The organism is Azospirillum baldaniorum (assembly GCF_003119195.2).
GTDB lineage: Bacteria > Pseudomonadota > Alphaproteobacteria > Azospirillales > Azospirillaceae > Azospirillum > Azospirillum baldaniorum.
In genome coordinates this window covers 240804-255560 of sequence record NZ_CP022255.1, presented here as the reverse complement: position 1 = coordinate 255560, position 14757 = coordinate 240804, and the positions used below count along the sequence as shown (strand labels likewise).

The following is a 14757-nucleotide window of genomic DNA, read 5'->3' as shown; positions in this document are numbered from 1 at the left end:
TGTCGTCCGGGCCGCGGCTCACTTGCGGCCGCGGTTGCCCCAATGGACGATGCGCTGCTCCAGCCCGCGCACGATGCCGTGCAGCAGGATGCCGAAGGCGCCCAGGATCACCAGGGCCGCGAAGACGCCGGCCACGTCGGTCACCGCCTGGGCCTGGGTGATGACGACGCCCATGCCCTGCTGCGCGCCCAGGAACTCCGCCACGATGGTGCCCAGCAGGGCGTAGACCACCGCCATGTCCAGGCCGGCGAAGATGTAGGGGGCGGCGTTCGGCAGCTTGACGATGCGGTAGGTCTCGAAACGCGAGGCGGAGAGCGAGCGCATCAGGTCGATCTTCTCCGGATCGACGGAGCGCAGACCGGTGAAGCTGTTGATCAGGATCGGGAAGAAGGACAGCAGCCCGGCGATGGCGATCTTCGACCCGTCGCCGAAGCCGAACCAGATCACCACCAGCGGCGCGATGGCCACCTTGGGCAGGCTCTGCAGGGCGAAGGCGTAGGGCATCAGCAGCTTTTCGATGGTGCGGCTTTCCGCCATCAGCGAGCCGAGCAGCAGCCCGAGCCCGCCGCCGGCCGCCAGACCGATGGCGGCGTTCTTCAGCGTGCCCCACAGCGGCAGATAGTAGCCGAGCGGGTCGGAGGGCGACACCGCCAGACCCGACCACAGCGCCTTCCACACCGCGGCGGGCGACGGCAGGATGTAGGACGGCACGTCGAGGAAGCGGACGGCAAGCGCCCAGCCGGCGAACAGCGCCACCAGACCCAGGCCGGCGATCAGCGTGCCGTTGACCGGGCGCGGAGCGCGGGGCGGGGATTCGGAGGCGGGGGCGGACTCGATGGTGGGATCGGCGACCGCCAGCGTGATGTCGGGCTTGCTCATCATTCCTCTCCCTGTCCGGTCAGAAGCGCGCGGATCTCCTTGGCGAGCGCCGGGTAATCCGGGTGGCTGATGATGGTGTCGTTGCTGCGCGGGCGCGGGATGTCCACGGTCAGCTCGCGCAGCACGCGGCCGGGGCGCGCGGACATCACGATCACCCGGTCGGCGAGGAAGATCGCCTCGGAGATCGAGTGGGTGATCAGCATCACCGTCTTGCCGGTGCTCTGCCAGATGCGCTGCAGCTCCAGGTTCATCCGCTCGCGGGTCAGGGCGTCCAGCGCGCCGAACGGCTCGTCCATCAGCAGGATGCGCGGGTTGCGCACCAGGGCGCGGCAGATGCCGGCGCGCTGCTGCATGCCGCCCGACAGCTCGTAGGGGTAGCGGCCGCCGAAATCCTTCAGGCCGGCCACCTCCAGCAGGCGGTCCACGTCGTCCGCCCCGTCGGGCCGGCCGCCGCCGACGCGCAGCGGCAGCGCCACATTCTCGCGCACCGTCAGCCAGGGCAGCAGGTTGGCCTGCTGGAACACCACGCCGACGTCGCGCGACGGGCCGGAGACCGTCTTGGTGCCGAGCATCACCTGGCCGCTGTCGTAGTCGTCCAGCCCGGCCAGGATGCGCAGCAGCGTGCTCTTGCCGCAGCCCGACGGGCCGACGACGCAGACGAACTCGCCGTCGGCGATGTCGAGGTTGATGTTCGACAGCGCCTGGACCCGGCCGGCGGCGTAGGTCTTTTTCAGGTTGCGGATCTGGATCAGCGTCGGTGCGACCGGCCGCAGGCCGGTGATGGGCGCCATCTGTGTCGCTCTCATGGGCATGCTTCCTTCCCCTTTATCGCCCGCTGCCGGATTCGACCCAGCCGGCATCGACCCAGCCCGGCGGCAGTTCGGTGTATTTGATCGCCTGCCGGAAATAGGTGAAGGCGATGCGCAGCCGGCCGTCCGGCGTCTGGAGAATGGCCGGGTAGGAAAACTCCCGGTTCAGCTTCTCCTTCGAATTGTTGGTCATGCAGTAGCCGTCGCCGACCTCCAGGTCGCGGCGCAGCGGCCACGTCACCCCGCCGTCGGAGGACAGCGCCAGGGTCAGCGGCGCCCGCGGCGCCCCCCAGAAGGCCGTCCGCCCCTCCGCCGGAGGTTCAACCGCGGGCTCGGCGGCCGGTTGAGCGGCGGGGTTCGCCGTCTCGCCAGCCTCTTCGATGTCGTCGTACAGGCCCAGCCGGCGGCCGGTCGCGTCGGCGGCGCTGGCGTGGTTGTAGACGATGGCCAGCCGCCCGTCGGACAGAGCCGTCACCTGGATGGAGGAGTTGTTGTTGGGCAGTTCCGTCGGCTCCGGCGCGGTCCAGCTCCGCCCGCCGTCGCTGGACAGGCTGCGGTAGACATGGTCGGCCCAGCGGCTGCGGTAGAAGGCGGCCAGCCGCCCGTCCGCCAGCGGCACGATGTTCATGTGGACGCAGCCGGTGCTGTCGGGGACCGCATGCTCGGTCCAGGTCCGGCCGCCGTCGCTGGAGATGCGCACGGCGCTGGTGTCGTGGTCGCCCACCCAGGCGCGGCCCGGCGTGCCGTGGCACAGGAAGGTCGGCAGGAGCCAGTCGCCGTTGTCCAGCACCACCACCGGCTGGCGGATGAAGACGCCGGTGTGGCCTTCGGCCTCGAACAGGGTGCGCACCGGCCCCCAGCTCCGCCCCTGGTCGGCCGACACGCGGCAGCGCACGATGGCGGTGTCCTGGTGGCCGGAGACCTGGGCGGTGTACATCAGCCACAGCGTGCCGTCGGGCGCCGGGAACAGGACCGGGTTCTGCTCCGACCGGCCGGGATCGTCGGACAGCTTGACCGGCGCCTCCCAGCGGTCGCCGCCGGCCGGCAGGCGGGCGACGTGGATGGACACGTCGGGGATGCCCTCCTGCGTGCCGCCGAACCAGGCGCACAGCAGGTCGCCGTTGGGCAGCAGCGCCAGATTGGCGGCGTGGTTCTGCACGCAGGGCGACGGCAGGTAGGCGTCGATGCGCCGGGGATCGTCGGCCGCCGGAATCAGCGGGCCGCGGCGCTCCGGCGCCGGCGCCGGAGCGGCCTGTTCGGACAGGGTCGATGCGGTGGTCATGGTCGTCACTCCTGCGAACCCTCGGCAGCCTCGGCGTAGCGGGCGGCCAGGGTGGCGATGGCGCGGTCGGTCTCGCCGTCGATCAGCACCGGGCCGCGGCTGTGGCCGACCTCCGGCATCGCGTGGCACAGCGCCCGCTTGACCATGGAGGGCGGGAAGCCCAGCGCGTAGAGATCCTTGCGGAGCTGGCCGAAATGGGTCTGGGCGGCCTCGGCGGCCTCGTTTTCGCCCGCCATGAAGGCGGTCCAGATGCGGTTCAGCGTCAGCGGCGCGACGTTGCCGAGCCCGGAGACGCAGCCGGCGGCGCCGTTGCGCAGCCCGTGCAGGATCAGCGAGTCCGGGCCGACCATCACGTTGAAATCGTCACGCTCGCGGGCCACGGCGAGGAAGCCGTCCAGGCTGTCCTGCGAGCCGGCGCTGTCCTTGATGCCGACGATGTTGGGGTGGTCGGCCAGGATGCGGGCGGCCTCCGGGGTCAGCGTGTTCCCGGTGCGCGCCGGGATGTTGTAGAGGTAGAGCGGCACGGTCAGCGCGTCCGCCACCCGGCGGTAATAGCCGACCAGCTCCTCCTGCGAGCAGGCGATGAAGGACGGCGTGATCGCCGACACCGCCTTGACGCCTAGCCGGGCAATCTCGCGGCCCAGCGCGATGGTCTGGTGGGTGGAAATCTCGCCGATGTGGGCCAGCACCGGCACGCGGCCGTCGGCGGCCTCCACGCACAGTTCGGCGGCGCGCCGCTTCTCGCCGACGGAGAGCGCGTAGAACTCGCCGTTGGTGCCCGCGCAGAAGACGCCGTTGCCGGCGGCCGCCTGCCGCGCCACCTGCCGGCGCAGCGCCGCCTCGTTCATCCGCTCCTCTGTGTCGAAGGGGGTGACGACGGCGACGAAGGGTCCTGTGATCTTGCTCATCGCATCTACCTTGGGCGTTTCCTGGGGGCTTTTCTTAGGGGGTCCGGCTTCGGTCCGGAACGTCATCAGTAGGCGGCGCGGTACATCGCCAGTATGTCGTCGCGCCCGACCGGGCGCGGGTTGTTGTCGAGCAGGCGGCGGATGGCGTGCGCCTCCTCGGCCATGCGGGGCAGATCGTCTTCCGGCACGCCGAGGTCCGAGAGCGACATGGTGCAGCCGAGCGCCAGGCACCAGCCATGGGCCGCCTGAAGGACCGCCGCCGGCTCGCGGACCGGCTTCAGCCCCAGCGCCGCCAGCACCCCGGCCGTCTTCTCCGGCACCGCCGGGGCGTTGAAGGCCAGGACATGGGGGAAGACCAGGGCGTTGGCCGCCCCGTGCGGCACATGGTGCCGGGTGCCCAGCGGATAGGCGACGGCGTGGCCCGCCGCCGTGTTGACCGGCCCCAGGCAGAAACCGCCGTAGAGCGAGGCCAGCGCCAGACCGGCCCGCGCCTCGCGGTCGGAACCGTCGGCGACGGCGCGCGGCAGCCAGCGCCCGATCAGCCGGATGCCCGCCAGCGCGTAGAGGTCGATGGCCGGATGGGCCTTGCGGTTGGTGTAGGCCTCGACGCAATGGGCCAGCGCGTCCACCCCGGTGGCGGCGGTCACCGCCCGCGGCACAGTCATCGTCAGGTCGGGATCGACCACCGCCAGATCGGCCAGCATGCGCAGGCTCTGCACGGCGATCTTGCTGGCGGTGGCCGGATCGGTGACCAGGGCGCGGGTGCCGGCCTCGCTGCCGGTGCCGGCGGTGGTCGGCACCTGGGCCAGGGCGGCGCGCTTGGCGCGGACCCGTTCCGCCCCGGCGACGTCGGCCAGGGTCTGGCCGCTGCCCGGCAGCACCGCCGCCAGCTTGGCCAGATCCATGGCGCTGCCGCCGCCGAAGCCGACGACGAACTGCGGCTCCGCCGCCTCGGCCACGGCCAGCAAGTCGTCGAGGTTGGCTGTGTCCGGCTCCGGCCGCACGCGGTCGAAGACCGTCACCGCGCCCGGAAGGTCGAGCAGACCGACGCGGGCGGCGTTGAAGGCGTCGGCCACCACCAACGTGCGGGCGATGCCGTTCTCCCGTGCCCAGGCGCCGACCGAGGCGACCAGACCGCCGCCGAACAGGACGCGCGGGGGCCGGACCAGCTCGATGGGCGTGAACATGTCGGGCGGGGTGGCGTGGATGGACTCCGTCATGGCGGGTGCTCCTTCCTCAGCCGGTCCGCCGACGGGCGGCGGCCAGCTTCTCGGCGTAATCGATGGCCTCGATCAGGCTCAGCTCGTTGGCGATGCCCTTGCCGGCGATGTCGAAGGCGGTGCCGTGATCGACGGAGGTGCGGATGATCGGCAGCCCCAGCGTGATGTTGACCCCGCTCAGCGCGTCCCACCGGCCAGTCGCCGGATCGACGTGGAAGCCCAGCAGCTTGACCGGAATGTGTCCCTGGTCGTGGTACATGGCGACCACCGCGTCGAACTGGCCGGCGCGCAGCTTGACGAAGACCGTGTCGCCCGGCACCGGCCCCACCACGTCCAGCCCCTCGGCCACGCAGCGCTCGATGACCGGGGTGGTGATCTCGATGTCCTGCCGGCCGAACAGCCCGCCTTCCCCAGCGTGGGGGTTCAGGGCGGCGATGGCGATGCGGCGGCGCTCCAGACCCAGCCCGGCCAACGTCTCGTCGGTGCGGTCGATGACGTAGCGCAGCCGCTCCGGCGTCAGGCGCTTCGGCACGTCCTCCAGCGCGATGTGGGTGGTGACGTGGCTGACCCGCATGTTGCCGTGGGCCAGCATCATCACCGACCCGCGGGCACCGGTCAGCTCGGCCAGCAGGTCGGTGTGGCCGGCGAAGTGGTAGCCGGCCTTGTTCATCGCCTCCTTGTTCAGCGGCGCCGTGACCAGCCCATGGATGCGCCCGGCCTCGGCCAGCCGCACCGCGCGCTCCACCGCCAGATAGGCGAAGCGGCCGCCGTCCACCGACAGCTCGCCGGGGCGGATCGGTTCGCCCTCCGGGCCGGCCTGCAGGCAGGCGAGCGCCGGCCACTCCTCGTCCGCCGTCACCTCGGGGAAGGCGAGGTCGCTGCCCAAGGCCTCGCGCGCCGCCATCAGCGCCGGGTTGCTGCCGATCACCAGAAGCCGCAGGCTTCCGGCGTCCAGCCGCTCCTTCAGGCGGGCGCAGGCCTTGACGATGATCTCGGGTCCGACGCCGGCCGGATCACCCATGGTGATGGCCAGATGGGGGGTCATGCTCGTTCTCCTCGATGCGGCCAGGGCGTGCCGTGGCGCGTTGGTTCCGGGGCCGCCCGGTCCGCGTCGGGGGTGTCCCCGCGGATCAGCCGGCGCAAAAGCGAGGGGTCGCCGAAGGCGCCCGATTTGGAGACGACGCGCACCCCGTCCCAAGCGCCGCCACGCAGGGTCGATCCGGGCACGCCCGGCAGCAGGGCGCCGTCGAGGTCGAGGCGGCCGGCGCCGAGCGCCCCGCACAACGCCCGCAGCGTCTCGCCGCCCGACACCAGCAGGGTCGCCGGCGGGACAAGGCGGCGGGCCAGCGCGCCCAGTTCCCGCCCGATGCGCTCGGCCGCCGCGTCGCGCGCCAGCCCGTCGGGCAGGCCGAGGCGGACCAGCGCGGCGCCGCGCTCCGCCAGACGCGCGGCCACGCGCGCCGCGGAGGCGGTCCCGCCGTCCGGTAGGACCAGAACGTCGCCGCCGCAGGCGGTGAGCTGCGCCATCGTCACCGGATGGTCGGTGCCGAACAGCCCCAACAGCGGCCGGGGAAACGGATCCGGCGACGGCGCCGGTCCGCGACCGGTTTCCATCACCGCCGCCAGGGCCGCCGCCAAGCCGCCGCTGCCGCACCACAGCACCCGGCCGGACAGGGCCAGCCCGGTGGCCGCGATGGCGGCGAGGTCGGCCTCGGTCTCGGCGTCCCACAGGCTGACGCCGGGCGGCACCGGGTCGCCGGGGCGGCACAGCCGCACCCGCTCGCCCTCCGCCTCCAGGGCGGCCGTCAGATCGGTGGCGACGGCCGTCCAGCCGTCCACATCCCGAATGTGCTGGCGGCCGGCGCGCGTCACCCGCCCCTGGAAGGGAAAGGCCGGGGCGACGATGCAATGGTCCGGCCGGTCCACCGCCATCCAGGCGGCGATCTCCGCCGCGCCATGGCCACGCAGCAGGCTGTCCAGCTTGGCGAAGCGCAGCGCCTCGCCGTCCGGCAGGCGGGTCGCCAGCGCCGTCACCCGCCGCCGGGCCGCCGCCGCGTCCCCGATGTCCCGCGTGCCGGTGTCGAGCGCCACCGAGGCGCCCACCGCCAGACCGACGGGAACCCCGTCCCAATGGACCGCAACCGGGCGGTCCGGGCCGGCGAAGGCCGCCGCGCTGTCCAGCGCGCCGGTCAGGTCGTCGGCGATCAGGTGAAGCGGCGGCATGGCATCCCGACCCGTTGTTCAAGGCCGGATCATTGAGACATACAACAAATCACCTGTCAACATGTTGTAATGTTGATTGCTGCTTTTCCGCTTGAACCACCCGCCAGAATGGGTTTACATCTTTACAAGTTGACAGGACGTCGCAGGAGAAGGCCGTATGGAGTCACGCGATCGGGGGATGGAGGACGGCGCTTCGCCGATGCCCGGGGATGGCGAGGGCCACACCGCGGCGCGGGCGCGCCACACGCCTCTCGTCCAGCGCGTCTACCAGCTTCTGCTGACCCAGATCAGCGCCGGCGACTACCAGCCGAACGAGCGGCTGCCGGGGGAGAACGAACTCGCCACGCGCTTCCAGGTGTCGCGCCCCATCGTGCGCGAGGCGCTGCGCCGGCTGCGTGATGAGGGGATGATCTACTCGCGCCAGGGCGCCGGCAGCTTCGTGCGGGCGACGGTGGAGGAAAGCCGGCCGCTGCTCGGCTACGCACCGGTGGAGACCATCGCCGACATCCAGCGTTGCTACGAATTCCGCCTGACCATCGAGCCGGACCACGCCTACCACGCCGCCCTGCGCTGGAACGACGCGGCGCTGTCCAACATCGTCTCGGCGCTCGACCTGATGGCCGACGCGACGCACGCCCACCGGCACCGGGACGACGCGGACTTCGCCTTCCACGCCGCCATCGCGGACGCCGCGAACAACCACTATTACGCGTCGTCGATGCAGGCGCTGAAGGACCACATCGCCGTCGGCATGAAGTTCCACGGCTCGTCGCTGCTGGGCCCCAGCGGCGGCCTGTCCCATGTCCTGGAGGAGCACCGGGGCATCTTCGAAGCGATCCGCTGCCGCGACGCCGACACCGCGCGCGCGCGCATGCGCCGGCATCTGGAAGGGTCGCGCGACCGCGTGTTCGAAGGGCGGGTGCTCGACCTGTCGCTGTGATCCGGCCCCCCTGAATCCCGTCACCCTGTCATCGCGCTCGCCCGCCCGCGCCCGTGATGGCACTCTGTCGGGAACGGCGGATTGCGGATGGGGTGAGTGGACCGTGCTTCACCATGACTTGGCGACGCTTCGGCTGTTCGTGAAAGCCTGCGAGCTGAAAAGCCTGAGCCGCGCCAGCGAGGCTTTGAATCTCGCGGTGTCCGCCGCCAGCCGGCGCATCCGGCTGCTGGAGCACGACGCCGGGATGCCGCTGCTGAAGCGGCGCCCTCACGGCATCGAGCCGACCCCGGCCGGGCTGCTCGTGCTCCGCTATGCGCACGATATGGTCTATCTGGGGGCACAGCTGGAGGCGATGCTTGCCGAATACCGGTCCGGCGTGCGCGGCCATGTGCGGGTCTACGCCTCCTCCTCGGCGCTGGTGGAATGCCTCGCCGCCGACCTCTCGCGCTTCGCCGCGGAAAATCCCGGCATCAAATTGGAGTTGGAGGAACGCCCCAGCGCCGACACGCTGGACGCGCTCTATCACAAGAAGGCCGACATCGGGGTTATCGTCGGCGGCCGGGGGACCGAGGGGCTGGTCCGCTACCCCTACGCCAAGGACCGGCTGTGGGTGGCGTTGCCGCGCGGGCATCGTCTGGCCGACCGGCCCAGCCTGCGCTTCGCCGAGCTTCTGGACGAGGAGCATGTGGCGCTGGAGGGCGGCACCGCCGTGCACGGCCTGCTCGCCGAGCGGGCCCGGGCGGAGGGCCGCTTCATCAAGGTGCGCGTCCAGGTCCGCAGCTTCGAGGTGATGTGCCAGATGATCAGCCTGGGGCTGGGCGTCGGCGTCCTGCCGAAGCGCGCCGTCCAGCCCCTCTCGACCGCGCTCGGCGTCGAGCTGGTCGCCCTCGACGAGGAGTGGGCGGAACGCAGCTTCGAGATTTGCGTTCGTTCACCGGACGCTCTGGACGCGCCCAGCCAACGGCTTCTGGATTTCCTGCGGGAGCAGGCGGTGCCGAAGCCGTGATTTCGAGAAATTCGAAATCAGGTGTGTCGCAATTGTTCTTCTAGGCAACTGTGCAGACCCTCATCATCAGGTCCGGCGATGAGGGAGTGGGCCAAATGTCCTGGACCAGCCAGAACCCCGATGTTCCTGACGACCCCCGCGCGGCCGGTCCCGGTTTCGCGGATTGGAGCGGGCTCCCGACGCCGGCCCGCGCCGAGGCCGCCGCGGCCTGCGCGGCCTGGGCACCGGAGGTTCAGGCCCGCTTCGGCTGCTTCGTCGGGCTTGGCACCGCCGAAGCGGACGCCGCCGGCCCACTGGCCGGGCTGCCCTACGCCGCCAAGGACATGTTCGACAGCGTCGGGCGCTCCCCCGGCTGCGGCCTTCCCGCTGCCGCGGACGACGCGTCAGGCCCGGCCCCGCGGCGTGCGGCGGTGCTGGAACGGCTCGACGGGGCCGGGGCGCGGCGGATCGGCTTCACCACCATGACAGCTCTGGCCTATGAGCCGTCGGGCGTGGGCAAGGCGCTCAACCCCTGGAACCGCGACATCGTCCCCGGCGGCTCGTCCTCCGGATCGGCGGTGGCGGTGGCGTCCGGCGCGGTGTTCGCCGCTCTGGGGTCGGACACCGCCGGGTCGCTGCGCATCCCCGCGCAGGCCTGCGGAGTCACCGCCTGGAAGCCGACCTACGGCGTGGTGCCGGTCGCCGGGGCGATGGCGCTGGCCCCCAGCCTCGACACCATCGGAATTTTGGCGCGCAGCGCGCGCGACATCCAACTCCTGGCGCCCGTTCTGGCGACGGATATGGGGTTCCCATCCGAACCGCCGGCCTGCGTCGCCCTCCTGTCCGACGCGGTCGAGGCGTCCGAGGCGCCGATCCAGGCGGCTTGCCGCGACGGCGCGGAAGCCATCGCCGCCTGCGGCGTCTCCCTGGAGCAACGGTCGGGCCTGTCCGCCATCGAGGCGCTGTCCGACCCCCTCTTCCTCATTCTCCAGGCCGAGGCGGCGGCCCAGCATGGCGGGCTTGCCCTCGCCGCGCGGGACCCGACCCTCGCCCGGCGGCTCGCCAAGGGCCTGGACATCACGCCGGACCGCCTCGCCGCGGCCAAGGCGGCGCTGTCCAACGCCACCGCGCCCATCCTGGACAGTCTGTTCGGCGACGCCGGCGCCCTCCTGCTGCCGGTCATGCCGATCCGCACGCCGCCGGTCGCCGTGGCCGACCCGGCTTCCCCGGACTTCCACGCGGCGACGCTCTATCGGCTCAGCGCCTACACCCGCTTCGTCAACGCCCTTAGCCTGCCGGCGGTCGCCGTCCCGGCCGGCTTCGACGACCGCGGGATGCCGGTGGCGCTCCAGATCGTCGGCCGTCCGGGGACGGACGGCACGCTGCTGGCACTCGCCGCGGCGCTGCAGGCGCGGACCGGCTGGCACCGGCGGCGGCCCAGCGAGATCACCGATTTTCCCAGCCCTCTTGCACAGCGTGGCTCATGACCCGATCCGAACCCGCAAAAGCTCTTGAGCACATCCGAGTCCTGGATCTCACGCGCGTGCGCGCCGGCCCGACCTGCTGCCGCGTGCTCGCCGACTTCGGGGCGGACGTCATCAAGGTCGAGGCGCCGCCGGGCGTCGACCGCAACGAGGGGATGAGCGGCCCCCGGCACGGCTACGACATGCTGAACCTGCACCGCAACAAGCGGTCGCTGTCGCTCAACCTCCGCACCCCGCAGGGCCGCGACCTGTTCCTGGAGCTGGTGCGCACGGCGGACGTGGTGGTCGAGAACTACCGGCCCGACGTCAAGGACCGGCTCGGCATCGGCTACGACGCGCTGCGGGCGGTGAATCCGCGGATCATCCTGGCCTCCATCTCCGGCTACGGCCAGACCGGCCCCTACCGCGAGCGCGCCGGCTTCGACCAGATCGCCCAGGGCATGGGCGGCCTGATGAGCGTCACCGGCCTTCCCGGACAGGGACCGGTGCGGGCGGGCATCGCGGTCGCCGACAGCGCCTCCGGCCTCTACGCCGCCATCGGCATCCTGGTCGCCCTGTCGGAACGCGACCGCTCCGGTGAGGGGCAGTGGGTCCAGACCTCGCTTCTGGAATCCCAGATCGCCCTGATGGACTTCCAGGCCGCCCGCTATCTGGTGGAGGGCGAGGTGCCGCAGCCGGCGGGCAACGACCACCCCTATTCGACCCCCATGGGCGTGATGGCGACGGCCGACGGCCACCTGAACATCGGCGTCGGCGGCGACGGGCAGTGGCAGTCCTTCTGCCGGGCCATCGAGCGCGAGGACCTCGCCGACGCCCCCGAGTTCGCCACGCAGGAGCAGCGCTTCCGCAATCGCCCGACGCTCAAGCCGCTGCTGGAGGAGGTGTTCCGCACGCGCAAGACGGCGGACTGGCTGGCACGGCTGGAGGAGGAAGGGGTTCCGGCGGGACCGATCTACCGCATGGATGAGGTCTTCGCCGACCCGCAGGTCGGGCATCTCGGCATCGCCGTGCCCTGCGAGCATCCCGCCCGCGGCGCCATGCGCCTCGTCGGACAGCCCGTCGGCCTGTCGCGCACCCCCGCCCGCATCGAGCGGCCCGCCCCCGACGCGGGCGAGCACACGGCGGAGGTGCTGGGCGCCATCGGCCTGTCCCCGGCGGACGTCGCCGCCCTCAAGGCGCAGGGGATCGTCTGATGGCCGAGCAGGAACCGGGAGCTCCGGAGATCATGGCCGGCGGCGTGGTGGGGCTCGACGTGTCGGGCGGGATCGCCCGCCTGACTCTCGACCAGCCCCGGCGGCTGAACGCGATGACGCTGGAGATGTGGCGCTCCCTGCCCGAGCGCATCGGCCGCGCCGTGGCCGACCCCGCGGTCCGCGTCCTGCTGGTCCGTGGTGCCGGGGAGCGCGCCTTCTCCGCCGGGGCCGACATCTCCGAATTCGGCACCGTCCGCGCCGATGCCGCCCAGGCGGCCGCCTATGAGGAAGCCGTGTCGGCAGCGACCGAGGCGCTCCTCAACGCCCCGGTGCCCACGGTCGCCGCCATCCGCGGCATCTGCTTCGGCGGCGGGCTGGAGCTGGCTCTGTGCTGCGACCTGCGGCTCAGCGACGACGGCGCCCGCTTCCGCATGCCGGGCGCCCGGCTCGGGCTCGGCTACGGCTTCCCCCTGGTGCGCCTCGTCGTGCAGCGGATGGGTGCTGCTGCCGCCGCCGACCTGCTGTTCAGCGCGCGCGTCGTGACGGCGGACGAGGCGGCAAGCCTCGGCATCGTCCAGCGCGTGGCCCCAGCGTCCGCCTTCGACGGCGCGGTGGAGGACTATCTCGGCCTGATCGCCGGAAACGCGCCGCTGACGCTGCGCGCGGCGAAACGGGCCATGCTGGAAGCGCTGCGGACCGACGGTCCGGCCGACACCGAAGCGGTGGACGCGCTGGTCGCCCGCTGCTTCGCCAGCGCCGATTACGCGGAGGGGCGTGCCGCCTTCGCGCAAAAAAGAGAACCCGGTTTCAAGGGAGAGTAAGGCGGAGGATCGGCCCCACGGGGCGGCGAACCATAAACAGGGAGACAAGTCATGAACTGGAAGCATCTGGGTCTCAACACCATCGGCGCGGTCATCGCCGGATGTCTGGCATTGTCGCCCGCCGCACGCGCGGCGGAACCCGCTCCCCTGCCGAAGCCGGTCGAGCTGACGGTGGGCTATCAGAAGGTGGGCCATCTCGCCCCGGTGGTGATGATCACCGACGACCTCAAGAAGCTCGGAGTCGAGCTGAAGACGGTCGAGTTCGCCCGTTACGCCGACGCGCGCACCGCGCTTCTCGCCGGCTCCCTCGACATGGCCACCGTCGGACCGGCCGACCTCGCGATCTCGCTGGCCCAGGGCGCCACCGACATGGTCGGCATCATGGGCGTCGGCAGCTCCCCGAAATACGTGATCGGCCGCAAGGGCGTCAAACTCGACAGCTGGGACGACCTGAAGGGCAAGAAGGTCGCCATCGCCCCCGGTTCGGCGGTGTGGTTCCAGTTCGCCGCGACCTTGACCGAGAAGAACATCCCCTACAACAGCTTCCAGGCCGTGAACATCCAGGGCGGCGGCGCCAACTTCGACCAGGCCCTGCAGCGCGGCGAGGTCGACGCCATCGTCACCTGGGAGCCCTTCGAATCCATCCCGGTGATGGAAGGCTACGGCTTCTTCGCCAAGAATCTCGAATACAGCCAGTCCAAATCGGTCGGCGCGGAGCTCGGCATGCTGGCCGCCAACCGCAAGTCGATGGCCGAGAAGCGCCCCGCCATGGAGCGATTCGTCTGGGCCTATCTGCAGGCGCAGAAGAAGCTCGCCGCCTCGCCGGACGAGTTCACCAAGGCCTACGCGTCGCTGACCGGCCTCGACACCAAGCTCGCCGCCGAGGCGTCCAAGGTGATCGAGCTTGGCTCCGTCACCACGGTCGACCAGATCAAGCGTCAGGCCAAGGCCTTCAACGAGCTGGGCGTCATTCCGAAGGACGTGTCGGGCGACATCGAGAAGTACTGGGACGCCTCCTTCGTCGAGAAGGCTCAGTGATTTGGAACGCCGCCGCCCGCTCCGGCGGGCGGCCTTCCGACAGCGTGGCGGCGACAAGAATGGCGGAGGACTGGAGTGATGAATGACGCGCCCGCAAGAGCTCTGGACGCGGCCCCCGTGCCGGCGGCTCCCAAGGTGAAGAGCCGGGGCCTGTTCCCGGCGGGACGCACCGGTGCGGCGATGCGCGCGGCGCTGCTGCCCGTCCTGGTGATCGCGGTGTGGCAGCTCGCCGGATCGGGCGGCTCGCTGGCCGGGGGTGTGCTGCCGACGCCCGACCGGGTGTGGGACGCTTGGGTCGTCTGGGCCTTCGGCCCGCAGGGCATGGGCCTCAACCCCTACAGCGGCACTTGGCTGAGCAACGTGCTGTTCTCGTCGATGCGCGTCGCGCAGGGCTTCGTGCTCGCCATGGCCATCGGCATCCCGGCGGGGGTGATGATCGGCTGGAGCCGCGCCGTGTCCGGCACGGTGGACCCGACGATCCAGCTTCTGCGCCCCATCCCCATTACCGCGTGGCTGCCCTTCTCCATCGCCGTGTTCGGCATCCAGGACATGGGCGCGATTTTCCTGATCGCCCTCGGCGGCTTCTACCCGATCGTGGTGAACGCCACGCACGGCGCCCGCGACGTCGACCGCAACTGGATCCGGGCGGCCGAGATGATGGGGGCCAGCCGGTTCGACGTGCTGCGGCGCGTGGTCCTGCCGGCGGCGCTGCCGGCGATCTTCACGGGGCTGCGCATCGGTCTGGGCATCGCCTGGACGGCGGTCATCGTCTCCGAGATGGTCGCGGTCAAGTCGGGGCTCGGCTACGTGCTGTGGGACGCCTACTACGTCGGCCGCATGGACGTGGTCATCGCCGACATGCTGTCGATCGGGGCCATGGGCCTGCTGAGCGACCGCCTGATCGTCACCGTCGAGCACTGGGCCCTGCGCTGGCGCCGGCTCCAATCCGCCTCGCGCTGAAGCACGGAGACACAC

Annotated in this window: 14 protein-coding genes; 7 read left to right on the top strand and 7 right to left on the bottom strand. The window is 71.5% G+C overall.

Annotation, left to right across the window (positions count from 1 at the left end):
• Positions 1-18: 18 nt before the first annotated feature.
• From Sp245p_RS23500 to Sp245p_RS23470, 7 genes are all read right to left on the bottom strand, one after another.
• On the bottom strand, positions 19-882 hold the full coding sequence (locus tag Sp245p_RS23500) for an ABC transporter permease (RefSeq protein WP_014199135.1): 864 nt from the start codon (positions 880-882) through the stop codon (positions 19-21).
• On the bottom strand, positions 879-1685 hold the full coding sequence (locus Sp245p_RS23495) for an ABC transporter ATP-binding protein (RefSeq protein WP_244439540.1): 807 nt from the start codon (positions 1683-1685) through the stop codon (positions 879-881). The genes Sp245p_RS23500 and Sp245p_RS23495 overlap by 4 nt, the downstream gene beginning before the upstream one ends.
• Before the next feature lie 19 nt (positions 1686-1704).
• Entirely contained in the window at positions 1705-2970 is a 1266-nt protein-coding gene (locus Sp245p_RS23490) for a sialidase family protein (protein ID WP_052584533.1), read from the bottom strand.
• Positions 2971-2975: 5 nt separating this feature from the next.
• Positions 2976-3878, bottom strand: coding sequence for a dihydrodipicolinate synthase family protein (locus Sp245p_RS23485; protein ID WP_109138942.1), 903 nt, complete (start codon positions 3876-3878; stop codon positions 2976-2978).
• Positions 3879-3943: 65 nt separating this feature from the next.
• Positions 3944-5098: an iron-containing alcohol dehydrogenase gene (locus Sp245p_RS23480; RefSeq protein ID WP_014199138.1), complete on the bottom strand. Its 1155-nt coding sequence runs from the start codon at positions 5096-5098 to the stop codon at positions 3944-3946.
• Positions 5099-5114: 16 nt separating this feature from the next.
• On the bottom strand, positions 5115-6143 hold the full coding sequence (pdxA, locus tag Sp245p_RS23475; protein ID WP_014199139.1) for a 4-hydroxythreonine-4-phosphate dehydrogenase PdxA: 1029 nt from the start codon (positions 6141-6143) through the stop codon (positions 5115-5117).
• Positions 6140-7321: a four-carbon acid sugar kinase family protein gene (locus Sp245p_RS23470; RefSeq protein ID WP_109138941.1), complete on the bottom strand. Its 1182-nt coding sequence runs from the start codon at positions 7319-7321 to the stop codon at positions 6140-6142. Before Sp245p_RS23470 ends, pdxA begins: the two co-directional genes overlap by 4 nt.
• Before the next feature lie 157 nt (positions 7322-7478).
• On the opposite strand from Sp245p_RS23470, the gene Sp245p_RS23465 reads away from it, so the two are divergent.
• The 7 genes from Sp245p_RS23465 (at position 7479) to Sp245p_RS23435 (ending at position 14742) form a co-directional block, all read left to right on the top strand.
• Entirely contained in the window at positions 7479-8261 is a 783-nt protein-coding gene (locus Sp245p_RS23465) for a FadR/GntR family transcriptional regulator (RefSeq protein ID WP_014199140.1), read from the top strand.
• Positions 8262-8364: 103 nt separating this feature from the next.
• Positions 8365-9267, top strand: coding sequence for a LysR family transcriptional regulator (locus Sp245p_RS23460; protein WP_014199141.1), 903 nt, complete (start codon positions 8365-8367; stop codon positions 9265-9267).
• 95 nt (positions 9268-9362) lie between these two features.
• Positions 9363-10733 (top strand): amidase, encoded by a 1371-nt coding sequence (locus tag Sp245p_RS23455; RefSeq protein ID WP_014199142.1) that lies wholly within the window; start codon positions 9363-9365, stop codon positions 10731-10733.
• Positions 10730-11923: a CaiB/BaiF CoA transferase family protein gene (locus Sp245p_RS23450; protein ID WP_014199143.1), complete on the top strand. Its 1194-nt coding sequence runs from the start codon at positions 10730-10732 to the stop codon at positions 11921-11923. Before Sp245p_RS23455 ends, Sp245p_RS23450 begins: the two co-directional genes overlap by 4 nt.
• Entirely contained in the window at positions 11923-12744 is an 822-nt protein-coding gene (locus tag Sp245p_RS23445; RefSeq protein ID WP_109138939.1) for an enoyl-CoA hydratase, read from the top strand. Before Sp245p_RS23450 ends, Sp245p_RS23445 begins: the two co-directional genes overlap by 1 nt.
• Before the next feature lie 51 nt (positions 12745-12795).
• Positions 12796-13782, top strand: a complete 987-nt coding sequence (locus tag Sp245p_RS23440; RefSeq protein ID WP_014199145.1) for an ABC transporter substrate-binding protein — start codon at positions 12796-12798, stop codon at positions 13780-13782.
• Between the two features lie 78 nt (positions 13783-13860).
• Positions 13861-14742: an ABC transporter permease gene (locus tag Sp245p_RS23435; RefSeq protein WP_041813827.1), complete on the top strand. Its 882-nt coding sequence runs from the start codon at positions 13861-13863 to the stop codon at positions 14740-14742.
• The last annotated feature ends 15 nt before the right edge of the window (positions 14743-14757 follow it).

Excerpts from the sequence above, each read along its gene's own strand:
- Sp245p_RS23500 (WP_014199135.1), bottom strand. The coding sequence starts at position 882 with ATGATGAGCAAGCCCGACATCACGCTGGCGGTCGCCGATCCCACCATC.
- Sp245p_RS23455 (WP_014199142.1), top strand. The coding sequence starts at position 9,363 with ATGTCCTGGACCAGCCAGAACCCCGATGTTCCTGACGACCCCCGCGCG.
- Sp245p_RS23450 (WP_014199143.1), top strand. The coding sequence starts at position 10,730 with ATGACCCGATCCGAACCCGCAAAAGCTCTTGAGCACATCCGAGTCCTG.
- Sp245p_RS23480 (WP_014199138.1), bottom strand. The coding sequence starts at position 5,098 with ATGACGGAGTCCATCCACGCCACCCCGCCCGACATGTTCACGCCCATC.
- pdxA (WP_014199139.1), bottom strand. The coding sequence starts at position 6,143 with ATGACCCCCCATCTGGCCATCACCATGGGTGATCCGGCCGGCGTCGGA.
- Sp245p_RS23495 (WP_244439540.1), bottom strand. The coding sequence starts at position 1,685 with ATGAGAGCGACACAGATGGCGCCCATCACCGGCCTGCGGCCGGTCGCA.
- Sp245p_RS23445 (WP_109138939.1), top strand. The coding sequence starts at position 11,923 with ATGGCCGAGCAGGAACCGGGAGCTCCGGAGATCATGGCCGGCGGCGTG.
- Sp245p_RS23470 (WP_109138941.1), bottom strand. The coding sequence starts at position 7,321 with ATGCCGCCGCTTCACCTGATCGCCGACGACCTGACCGGCGCGCTGGAC.
- Sp245p_RS23435 (WP_041813827.1), top strand. The coding sequence starts at position 13,861 with ATGAATGACGCGCCCGCAAGAGCTCTGGACGCGGCCCCCGTGCCGGCG.
- Sp245p_RS23490 (WP_052584533.1), bottom strand. The coding sequence starts at position 2,970 with ATGACCACCGCATCGACCCTGTCCGAACAGGCCGCTCCGGCGCCGGCG.
- Sp245p_RS23465 (WP_014199140.1), top strand. The coding sequence starts at position 7,479 with ATGGAGTCACGCGATCGGGGGATGGAGGACGGCGCTTCGCCGATGCCC.
- Sp245p_RS23485 (WP_109138942.1), bottom strand. The coding sequence starts at position 3,878 with ATGAGCAAGATCACAGGACCCTTCGTCGCCGTCGTCACCCCCTTCGAC.
- Sp245p_RS23440 (WP_014199145.1), top strand. The coding sequence starts at position 12,796 with ATGAACTGGAAGCATCTGGGTCTCAACACCATCGGCGCGGTCATCGCC.